A 9,288-nucleotide genomic window follows, 5' to 3' on the forward strand; every position below is an offset into this window, starting at 1 on the left:
GCCCCGCTAACGCTCCGGCATGAACTTTATCAGCGACAACACCGCCGGCGCGAGCGCCCCCGTCATGGCCGCCATCGCCGCCGCCAATGACGGCGCGGCCTCCGCCTATGGAACCGACGCCTGGACCAGCCGCGTCGAGGCGCTTTTTGCGGAGATCTTCGAGCGCGAGGTCGCGGTCTTCCTCGTCACCAGTGGTACGGCGGCGAATTCGCTGGCGCTTGCCAGCGTCGTCCGGCCCTGGGGCGCGGTGCTGACCCATGAGGAAAGCCATGTCGCCGACGACGAATGCGGCGCGCCGGAGTTCTTCAGCGACGGCGCCAAGCTCGTCGGCCTGCCCGGCGTCGGCAACAGGATTTCGCCCGCGCTGGTGACGCAGGCGCTGGCGCGGATGCGCGAGGGCGCGCTGCATCAGGTCCAGCCGCAGGCGATCTCGATCACGCAGGCGACCGAATGCGGCATGATCTATACGCCAGACGAAGTTCGCGCCCTGAAGGACGCAGGTTCACCACGCGGCCTGACCCTGCACATGGACGGCGCGCGCTTCGCCAACGCCCTCGTGACACTCGGCTGCACCCCCGCCGAAATCACCTGGAAGGCGGGCGTCGACGTGCTCTCCTTCGGCGGCACCAAGAATGGCGCCTGGGCGGCGGAGGCCGTGATCTTCTTCGATCCGGCGCAGGCTGTGGAGATGAAATGGCGTCGCAAGCGCGCCGGCCACACCCTCTCAAAAGGCCGGCTGATCGGCGCGCAGTTCGAGGGCCTGCTGGCGAACGGTCACTGGCTCGACCTCGCCCGCCACGCCAACGCGATGGCGGCGCGCCTCGCAGACGCGCTGACAACGCAAGGCGTCCCCCTCGCCTGGCCGCGTCAGGCCAATGAAGTGTTTCCAATTCTTTCCCCCGCGCTTCAGCAGGCGCTGAAACAGGCCGGCGTCGCCCATCTGACATGGTCGCAGACCGCCCTTTCGAAGGACGCGGTTCTCGCCGAAGACGACATCGTCGGGCGTTTCGTCATGGCGTTCTCGACCCGCGAAACCGATGTCACCCGTCTGATCGAGGTGTTTGCCGGCGCAAAAGCCTGAATTGCGCCCGGAATTGCGCCCCATGCATGCCTCAATCCCTAACGAAGACTGAAGCATCGATTCAGTCGCCGGAGGATGACGACATGGAATTCCGCTCGACCGCGCGAGCGCGTCTGGTTCTGACGGGCCTGGCTGTTGCCGGCGCGCTTGCAGGATCGGCCGGCGCAGCATCGGCGCAGTATTATCTCTACGAGGAGGAGGCGTATCCGCGCGACTACTACCGGCGCTACGTTCCCGTGCCGCCCTCCCCGATCCCGCCCCGCGCCTTGGGCCGCGTCGCCGCGCGCGAATTTGGCCTCGCCCAGATCGACCGGACGGTACGCACCCGCTCCTCCTATATTGTCGACGGCCAGACACTGGAGGGCCGCCGCGAGCGGCTGATCTTCGATGTCTACAGCGGCGACCTCGTCGACCGCATCGTGCTGCAGGGCAAGCCGCGGGGGCTCGCGCCCGTGCCGCGTGTCGCCCGCGTCGATCCCCGCGACGACGAACGCCCGTCGCCTCGCGTCACGCCGCGCCCGCCCGAACGCCCGCCGGTCCTGAAGCCACCGGGTCAGGCGAGCGCGCCGGCCACGATCGTGCCGCCTTCGCCCGCCGCGCCGCCACGCGCCGCCGAGCCGCAAAAGCCGACTGAGGCCAAGCCAGCGACCGCAAGTGCCCCGGCCGCCATCCCCGTCGCGCCGAACCGGCTCCCGGTCCCGACGCCCGGTTCGGTCGATCCCGCGACCGGCGCGCCCAAGCCCCAGCTCGTCAATCCCAACGACGTGCGCGGCACCAGCGAGCCGGAGCGCAAGCCGCCGCTCGCGCGAGCCGACCCCTCCGGCATCACCGTCGCGCCGGTCCAGTTGCCGCCGGTCCAGCTCGAGGATGCGACACCGTCGAAGCCGCGTGCGGAAACGCCTGCCGTCCCCGTCGTGCCGCTGGATTGATCCGGCCGGACGGGCGGCCACCACAAGAAAGGGCGTCCCCGGTTTGCCGGGGACGCCCCATTCGTTTCAGCCGACCGATGACGCGTTACGCGGCCTTGGCTTCGAGCACCTGAGCAGGCTTGGCCCCGCCGATCGCGATCTGGCGCGGCTTCTTGGCCTCGGGAATCTCGCGCACGAGATCGATGTGGAGCAGGCCGTTCTCGAGGCTCGCGCCGGTCACCTGGACATAGTCGGCGAGCTGGAAACGGCGCTCGAAGGCGCGCGCCGCGATGCCCTGATGCAGGACTTCGCGCTTCTCGGCGTTGTCGTTGGCCTGCTTCTCGCCGCGAACGGTGAGCGCGTTTTCCTTGCTCTCGATGGCGAGGTCACCCTCGCCGAAGCCCGCGACCGCGATGGTGATGCGGTAGGCGTTCTCGGCCGTGCGTTCGATGTTGTAGGGCGGATAGCTCGGCGCGGCCTCGCCTGCGCTGGCCTGGTCCAGCAGCGAGAACAGGCGGTCGAAGCCGACGGTGGAGCGATAGAGCGGGGAAAGATCGTAGTGACGCATGGTGTCCTCCAGAGAAGCGACAGTTTGATGCCCAGCCCGCCTCGTCATGAGCGCGGGCCTGGTTTGGTCTGAGCGCAGCCGGTCTAAGGCCTGCGCAGTCATGATCTGGGCGTGTGATTTCGGCTTTTCAAGAGGCCGCCTCGACAGGCATAAGCAGGCTCTGGCGATCGGCTCGATCGCGCCGATTCGGAAATGCCCGCGATGGCCGAGGCCGAACTCTTCGCCCATTCCGACTATCCGGTGCCGGGCCATGGCAAGGTCTGGCTGGCTGCGACCCGCGACGGCGCCGCGATCCGTTTCGCGAGCTGGCGGCCAACGGTGAAGCCGGTGCGCGGCACCGTAGTGGTTGTGCAGGGCCGCGCCGAATTCATCGAGCGCTACAGCGAAACGATCGTCGAACTGCGCCGCCGCGGCTTCCATGTCCTCGCCTTCGACTGGCGCGGCCAGGGCGGCTCGCAGCGCTTCGTCCGGCGCGAGCGCAAGGGCCATGTCGGCCGGCTCGTCCATTACGAGAACGACCTTGCTCTCGCCATGGCGCAGATGCGCGAGAACTTGCCAGCGCCCTATTTCGTGCTGGCGCATTCGATGGGCGCGGCGCTCTGTCTCGATGCGGCGCGGCGAGACGCGTTGCCGGTATCGCGGCTGGTGGCGCTGGCCCCGATGCTGGGGCTCACGATCATCGACCGGCCCGACAGCGCAAGGCGGCTGGCGAGCCTGCTGTTCTGGCTCGGCCTGGGGAAATCCTTCGTGCCCGGTGGCGGCGACACGGCGATCGCGACGAAACCCTTCGAGGGCAACCGCCTGACCGGCGACGCCGCGCGCTACCAGCGCAACAGTGCGCTGTCGGCCGCCGCGCGCCAGCTTTCGGTCGGCGACCCGACGATCGGCTGGGTCCGCGCCGCCTTCCTGCTGATGGGGCGGCTGAACGCGCCCTCGGCCGCGCGCGAGATTCGCGTGCCGACGCTGGTGATCGCCGCGGGGCAGGATCCGGTCGTCTCGACACCGGCGATCGAGCGCTTCGCCGCGCGCCTCAAGACCGGCGCGGCGCTGGTGCTGCCGACGGCGCGCCACGAGATCCTGATGGAGACCGACGAGATCCGCGCGCAGTTCTGGGCCGCCTTCGACGCCTTCATTCCCGGCGAGGACAATAGCGCGGCCAGCTCAACCGGCGAGAAGACTGAGCGCGGCCTGATGCAGCGCCTCGTTGCCGGCGGCGATGACCGAACCGCCGCCGGCGGCGCTGCCGCCGTCCCATGAGGTGACGATGCCGCCCGCGCCCTCGATGATCGGAATCAGCGCGACGATATCGTAGGGCTTCAGGCCGGTCTCGATGACGAGGTCGACATGGCCGGCCGCCAGCATGCAATAGGCATAGCAGTCGCAGCCATAGCGCGGCAGCCGCACCCGGCTCTCGACACGGGCATAGCCTTCGGCTTCCGCACCCTTGAACAGCGCCGGCGTCGTCGTCATCAGCGTCGCCTGGGCGAGGTCGGTGGTCTGGCGCGTGCGCAGGATGCGGGGCCCGTTGGGGCCTTCATAGCGCGCCTGCCGGCCGTCGCCCGAATAGCGTTCGCCCGTGAAGGGCTGGTGCATCATGCCGTAGACCGGCACGCCGGCGCGCGTCAGGCCGATCAGCGTGCCCCAGACCGGAATTCCGGAGATGAAGGCGCGCGTCCCATCGATCGGATCGAGCACCCAGACATATTCGGCGTCGATGTTCTCGTTGCCGAACTCCTCGCCGAGCACGCCATGGGCCGGAAAGCTGCGCCTGATCAGATGCCGCATGATCGTCTCGCCGGCGCGGTCGGCCTCCGTCACCGGATCGAAGACGCCGCCCTGCGACTTGTCCTCCGTTGCATGATGCGCCCGGAAGAACGGCAGGATCGCGCGGCCCGATTCCGTCGCAAGCTCGGCGACGAAGGCGCCAAAATCGACCGTGCTCATATACCAGTCTCCAGCCCTGTTGTTGCTGCGCAGCATGACGGCGCCCGGCCGCGCCCGCGACGCAAACGCGTCATGCCAGACTAAGCGTTGGAAAAGCCAGAGAAACGGCTGGAATACGCCTGCATTCCTGCTTGCAGCGCATACCCCATAAGACTTTACGCGAAAGCCCTTGCGTTTTTGCGCTGCACAGTTATTTTGTGCACTGCGAAGGGGCGATCACCTCAAGCCTTCGTTGCCCTCCTTGGGCGTTTCCTCCCTAGACTTGGGCCGCCACGCAAGTGTGCGGCCCTTTTTTCTGGGTTGCGGCGACAACCGGCAGCTCCGACGGTCATAGACGGCGCTATTCGGCTGCCTCGCGCCATTCGTCGAGCCAGCCGCTCCAGCGCGCGAAGCAATCGGCCATCGCGGCCGAAATCCCCCGTTCGAGTTCGGCGAAGCCGGCATGGGGCTCCAGCGTCGCCTCGTTCATGTAGAGCGCGCGGTTGATTTCGATCTGCAGCGCATGGACGCCGGAGGCGGGCGCCCCGTAATGCTCGGTGATGAAGCCGCCCGCATAAGGCCGGTTGCGCGTCACGGTCAAGCCGAGCCTGTGGAACGCGTCCTCGGCGATGTCGGTGATGTAGCCCGCCGCGCTCGTGCCGAAACGGTCCCCCAGGATGACGTCGGCCTTGGCGATGCCGTCGCGATCGAGCCCGTTCGAGGGCATCGAATGCGCATCGACCAGGATGCACGTGCCAAACGCGCCATGCGTGCGCTGGACCAGGCTGCGCAGGCCTGCGTGATAGGGCCGGTAGAGCCCATCGATCCGCGCCAGAGCCTCCTCGACCGGAATGCGTCCGAAATAGATCTCATGCGCGTCGCCGACGATGCGCGGAATCGTGCCGAGCCCGCCGGCGACGCGCATCGAGCGCGTATTTGCGAAGGCCGGCAGCCGGCCGTCGAACATGCGCGGATCGAGTTCATAGGGCTCGCGATTGACGTCGAGAAAGGCGCGCGGGAACTCCGCCACCAACAAAGGCGCACCCAGTGCGACACTATGCGCGAACAGCCGGTCGACATAGGCGTCCTCGGAGCGGCGCAGGGAGCGCAGCGGCAGCCGCGCCCGCTCGACGAAGGCGCGCGGATAGCGCCGGCCGGCATGGGGTACGTCGACCACGACCGGAACGACCTGCAGCGCCGGCTGATGCAGCGTGAAGGGCCGCTCGATCTCGGCGACGACGTCCTCGGGATCGGGCTGGAAGAATCCGGATGAAACGGTCATGCTCGGGAACTCAAGCACACAAAGGCGCGCGGTAGAAGCGTTACCGACGCAGGGGCGAAATCAGCCACGGATTCACGCGTTGTTTACCATGTGCGTGCCTTATGGAACGATCAGGTTTCAAGTATAGGGGCGGCCGGATAGTCCTGCCGCCGACGTGGCGCAGGCGCCAGACGAGATGACGGGCCGGGACCGCCGCGACGGGCGCCCTGGCCTCCACAGGCTAAAGCCTTTCGAGACGGACAGAAGCAGGCCCATGACGAAGATACTTCTCGCCGAAGACGACAACGACATGCGCCGCTTCCTGGTCAAGGCCCTGCAGAATGCGGGCTACGACGTGGCCTCCTTCGACAACGGGCTCTCGGCCTATAACCGTCTGCGCGAGGAGCCCTTCGAGCTTCTCCTGACGGATATCGTGATGCCCGAGATGGACGGCATCGAGCTCGCGCGCCGCGCGACCGAACTCGATCCCGACATCAAGGTGATGTTCATCACCGGCTTTGCGGCGGTCGCGCTGAACCCCGATTCGCAGACGCCCAAGGACGCCAAGGTGCTGTCCAAGCCCTTCCATCTGCGCGAACTCGTCAGCGAGGTCGAAAAGCTCCTGGCGGCCTGACGCTTTATGATGCGAAGCGCCTTGCAAGCCATGGCCTGAGCGGCTATAGCCGCACACCTCGCAACATGGTCGTCCGGCAACGGTCACGCCATGTTCCGGCCGCCGCGACGGTTGAAGTCGCGGCAATCGGGCGCGTAGCTCAGCGGGAGAGCACTACGTTGACATCGTAGGGGTCACAGGTTCGATCCCTGTCGCGCCCACCATCTTCCAAGCCCCGGAAATTGCAAAAGAAAAGCGGTTTCCGGGGCTTTTGCATTCTGCCCAGTCCGAGAGGCCGTTTTCGGCCATCTCAAAGCAATCTAAAAGCAGCAGCGTCGCAGCGCTGACCAAGGCTTCCGAGCCAATCCGATTCGACGGCAGCCCGATCGAGCGCGCAAAGCCGGTGGCCTTGCCCGTCCCGGTGCTGCCTCTGTGCCGAAATGCGGTCATCCGAACTCCACCTTGCCCGACTGCCACGTTACTCCGAGGTAACGCTCCAGCCGATATCAGCCGCGCGATTGCCAAGTCGACCCAATACATGGTAGTTGATTTGCCATGGTCGTCAACTACTCTTCTGCCCGTCGTGTTTTTGCTAAAACGAAAGACGGAAATTGGTTGGACCGGGCACTGCCCTTTCTCGAGCGCTTCCGAACAGCGCCATTTGGCGAGCAGCGCGGTGTCATCAAAGAGCTCGCCGCTCTGACAGGGCAAGCCGAGAATACGGCACGCAGGATGCTCGTCGCTCTCCAATATCTCTACGATAAAGGCGTTGACCTCCCAACCATGAGTGCTCGCCCTCCGGTCATGTCCATCGAAGCCGTTCTGAGGGTCGGCAAGCGCCAGGCCGGGCTTGAGGACGACCTGCTGAGGAAGCTGCTCCGCGATGAAGGCACCGCCGCCGATTTTCGAAAAGAGGCCGATCGGCTTCTGGGTACTCTCGCGGTTCGCACGCCGATCACGGACCGTGTGGAAAAGCTGAGTCGTCTGATCCTCGGCTCCATAATCCCGGACCCTGAGCATCGCCCGCAGTTTTGGGCGCCGACCGGATCACAGCCACGACCTTGTGTCGTCGTCGATGTCGGCTCCTTCAGGTTGTCGGTCTTCACGGTGACGGGGCGGGAACCATATCTGGCAAAAGCAATCGGCTATCGCTTGCTCGAGGCAGCGGTCCTCAAAGCGGTGGTGACGAGTTCGCGCACCGTCGTCTGTTCAGAGATCCCACTCGATGATCTGAAAAAAATCCGAGCGGAGATGAGAGCCGAACAGGACAATTTCGAGATCGAGCAGTGCGTCTTGGAAGACGATTTACATGTCGTATCATCGGCCTACGAGCACGCGCTTCCTTACTTTCCAGATCCGCGAGATGACGATCTCTGGGATGAGCGCGATGATACGGCGCTGGAGGAGTTCTACCTCGATTACGACAGCTTGATCGGAGACCGGTAACCTTAACAACGTCCCCATGACAGCCCGAAATTGACATCTACCATTACATGTTAGATAAAGCCGGCATCCGCGTCGGTTGTCGAGCATGCTCTCCCCATCGATGCTACCATGTATGGGTAGAGAATGATGACGGCAGAGTTCAAGGTCATGACTGCGCAGGAAGTCGCTGAGACGTTGCGCATCTCCCGCGCGACGGTGACACGCCTCGCGCAGCGCGGAGAACTCTATCGCATCCCCGTGAAGGGGCGCCTTCTTTTCACACGCGTCGAGATCGTGCGCTTCGCCACGGGCCGTCATCGGACCGGAGATGTGCAGTGATCCGCATCTCCTACACCGAGCTCGTGCGCATCGGCCCCTACGGCCTCGTGCAGCACAGCGAATCGAGGAAGCTGTTTGTCTCTTGGTACAATCCCGAGACGCGGCAAGTGGTACGTGCTTCGTTGCACACCGACAATTTGGCCAACGCAGTTATTAAGATCCAGGCCGTTATCGACCAGGGCGTGGACGGGGATCCGCGCCCCCACATCAAGACCGCGGGCCCCAAGACGCTGCGCATGGTGCTGGATGCGCACCGATCCGTCGTGGCCAAGCTGGCTTCCGCTGAGGCGGAAACGATCCACATCAACCTGATCTTGCGCTCCGATCTGGCCGATCGAAAGGTGTCGACGCTGGTTCCTCGCGATTGGGAGAACTTGCGCGATACGTGGATGGCAGAGGGTACGGCCATCTCGACAGTCAGCAGGCGGCTCTCGACACCTCGCGCGGCGCTGCGTCGTGCATTCGCCAATGCCGAGATCATTTCGTTTCGGCCCGTGCCCGAATTCCGGACCAAGAACCACATCCGCTCAGCCACACCCAAGGGCGCGATCCTGTCCATCGCCGAGCTGGCGCGGTTCTATGATGCCTTCGAGTCACCCCATCTGCTGACCTGGTTTGCATTTCTGCTGGGTACGGGCGCCAGGACGGCTGCGATCCTCGACCTTGAAAGCGAGTCGTTCGAGCGCGATCCCGCACTGGTCAACCTAAATCCCGAGGGGCGCGTTCAAACGACGAAGTGGCGACCTTGCTTGCCGGTTCATAGGCATCTGAACCGCTCCGGGTTTGTCGGAGGCTCCAACTCCTGAGAACATGGAGCCATGACGAGCAAGACGACGAACAAGTTTTCGCCTGAGGTGCGGGCCCGCGCGGTTCGGATGCTGCTGGACCATGAGGGCGAGCATCCGTCCCGCTGGGCGGCSATCATGTCGATTTCGGGSAAGATCGGCTGCACGGCGCAGACGCTGAACGAGTGGGTSAAGAAGGCCGAGGTCGACAGCGGCCGGAAGYCCGGTYTGACGACGGACATGGCGGCCAAGCTCAAGWCGCTGGAGCGMGAGAACCGGGAGCTTCGSCAGGCSAACGAGATYCTGCGSAARGCRTCRGCGTATTTTGCMCAGGCGGAGCTCGACCGCCCGTTCARGMGATGATCGCGTTCATCGACGATCACCG

General features: G+C 65.2%; 10 protein-coding genes, 1 tRNA gene, 1 pseudogene and 1 other annotated feature. Of the genes and pseudogenes, 9 read left to right on the plus strand and 3 right to left on the minus strand.

Annotation, left to right across the window (positions count from 1 at the left end):
* The first annotated feature begins 19 nt into the window (after window positions 1-19).
* A complete protein-coding gene (locus tag AC1DZY_RS25475; RefSeq protein WP_476822951.1) occupies window positions 20-1,081 on the plus strand; it encodes a threonine aldolase family protein in 1,062 nt (353 codons plus the stop codon).
* Between the two features lie 83 nt (window positions 1,082-1,164).
* The gene (locus tag AC1DZY_RS25480; protein ID WP_476822952.1) at window positions 1,165-2,010 is read left to right on the plus strand and encodes a hypothetical protein; all 846 of its coding nucleotides are present in this window, start codon (window positions 1,165-1,167) and stop codon (window positions 2,008-2,010) included.
* An 85-nt stretch (window positions 2,011-2,095) separates the two neighbouring features.
* Here the strand turns inward: AC1DZY_RS25480 and AC1DZY_RS25485 are convergent, their stop codons facing one another.
* On the minus strand, window positions 2,096-2,557 hold the full coding sequence (locus tag AC1DZY_RS25485) for an Hsp20 family protein (RefSeq protein ID WP_476822953.1): 462 nt from the start codon (window positions 2,555-2,557) through the stop codon (window positions 2,096-2,098).
* Window positions 2,558-2,758: 201 nt separating this feature from the next.
* On the opposite strand from AC1DZY_RS25485, the gene AC1DZY_RS25490 reads away from it, so the two are divergent.
* Window positions 2,759-3,814, plus strand: coding sequence for an alpha/beta fold hydrolase (locus AC1DZY_RS25490; protein ID WP_476822954.1), 1,056 nt, complete (start codon window positions 2,759-2,761; stop codon window positions 3,812-3,814).
* Here AC1DZY_RS25490 and hisN read toward each other — a convergent pair.
* Window positions 3,719-4,501 (minus strand): histidinol-phosphatase, encoded by a 783-nt coding sequence (gene hisN / locus AC1DZY_RS25495; RefSeq protein ID WP_476822955.1) that lies wholly within the window; start codon window positions 4,499-4,501, stop codon window positions 3,719-3,721. The two genes, AC1DZY_RS25490 and hisN, sit on opposite strands and share 96 nt — an antisense overlap.
* A 340-nt stretch (window positions 4,502-4,841) precedes the next feature.
* Window positions 4,842-5,762, minus strand: a complete 921-nt coding sequence (locus AC1DZY_RS25500; protein ID WP_476822956.1) for an N-formylglutamate amidohydrolase — start codon at window positions 5,760-5,762, stop codon at window positions 4,842-4,844.
* A gap of 253 nt (window positions 5,763-6,015) precedes the next feature.
* Here AC1DZY_RS25500 and cpdR point away from each other — a divergent pair, with 253 nt between their 5' ends.
* The 6 genes and pseudogenes from cpdR to AC1DZY_RS25530 all read left to right on the plus strand — a co-directional run.
* On the plus strand, window positions 6,016-6,375 hold the full coding sequence (gene cpdR, locus AC1DZY_RS25505; RefSeq protein ID WP_054143348.1) for a cell cycle two-component system response regulator CpdR: 360 nt from the start codon (window positions 6,016-6,018) through the stop codon (window positions 6,373-6,375).
* 128 nt (window positions 6,376-6,503) lie between these two features.
* Window positions 6,504-6,578: transfer RNA gene (locus AC1DZY_RS25510), tRNA-Val, on the plus strand.
* A 331-nt stretch (window positions 6,579-6,909) separates the two neighbouring features.
* Entirely contained in the window at window positions 6,910-7,800 is an 891-nt protein-coding gene (locus AC1DZY_RS25515; protein ID WP_476822957.1) for a hypothetical protein, read from the plus strand.
* A 123-nt stretch (window positions 7,801-7,923) separates the two neighbouring features.
* Window positions 7,924-8,118 carry a helix-turn-helix domain-containing protein gene (locus AC1DZY_RS25520; protein ID WP_476822958.1) on the plus strand — a complete coding sequence of 65 codons (195 nt, stop codon included), beginning with the start codon at window positions 7,924-7,926 and terminating at the stop codon, window positions 8,116-8,118.
* Window positions 8,115-8,924: a hypothetical protein gene (locus AC1DZY_RS25525; RefSeq protein WP_476822959.1), complete on the plus strand. Its 810-nt coding sequence runs from the start codon at window positions 8,115-8,117 to the stop codon at window positions 8,922-8,924. The genes AC1DZY_RS25520 and AC1DZY_RS25525 overlap by 4 nt, the downstream gene beginning before the upstream one ends.
* A gap of 12 nt (window positions 8,925-8,936) precedes the next feature.
* A pseudogene (locus tag AC1DZY_RS25530) lies at window positions 8,937-9,288 on the plus strand (transposase); the annotation flags it as partial.
* Window positions 9,221-9,288, plus strand: a sequence feature (AL1L pseudoknot). This feature is flagged as partial in the annotation. Its footprint overlaps the pseudogene before it by 68 nt.

Source organism: Allobosea sp. P2_A10, assembly GCF_056405115.1.

Bases quoted from the DNA above. Each gene is read 5' to 3' on its own strand.
- AC1DZY_RS25475 (WP_476822951.1), top strand. From the start codon at position 20: ATGAACTTTATCAGCGACAACACCGCCGGCGCGAGCGCCCCCGTCATG.
- AC1DZY_RS25480 (WP_476822952.1), top strand. From the start codon at position 1,165: ATGGAATTCCGCTCGACCGCGCGAGCGCGTCTGGTTCTGACGGGCCTG.
- AC1DZY_RS25485 (WP_476822953.1), bottom strand. From the start codon at position 2,557: ATGCGTCACTACGATCTTTCCCCGCTCTATCGCTCCACCGTCGGCTTC.
- AC1DZY_RS25490 (WP_476822954.1), top strand. From the start codon at position 2,759: ATGGCCGAGGCCGAACTCTTCGCCCATTCCGACTATCCGGTGCCGGGC.
- hisN (WP_476822955.1), bottom strand. From the start codon at position 4,501: ATGAGCACGGTCGATTTTGGCGCCTTCGTCGCCGAGCTTGCGACGGAA.
- AC1DZY_RS25500 (WP_476822956.1), bottom strand. From the start codon at position 5,762: ATGACCGTTTCATCCGGATTCTTCCAGCCCGATCCCGAGGACGTCGTC.
- cpdR (WP_054143348.1), top strand. From the start codon at position 6,016: ATGACGAAGATACTTCTCGCCGAAGACGACAACGACATGCGCCGCTTC.
- AC1DZY_RS25515 (WP_476822957.1), top strand. From the start codon at position 6,910: ATGGTCGTCAACTACTCTTCTGCCCGTCGTGTTTTTGCTAAAACGAAA.
- AC1DZY_RS25520 (WP_476822958.1), top strand. From the start codon at position 7,924: ATGATGACGGCAGAGTTCAAGGTCATGACTGCGCAGGAAGTCGCTGAG.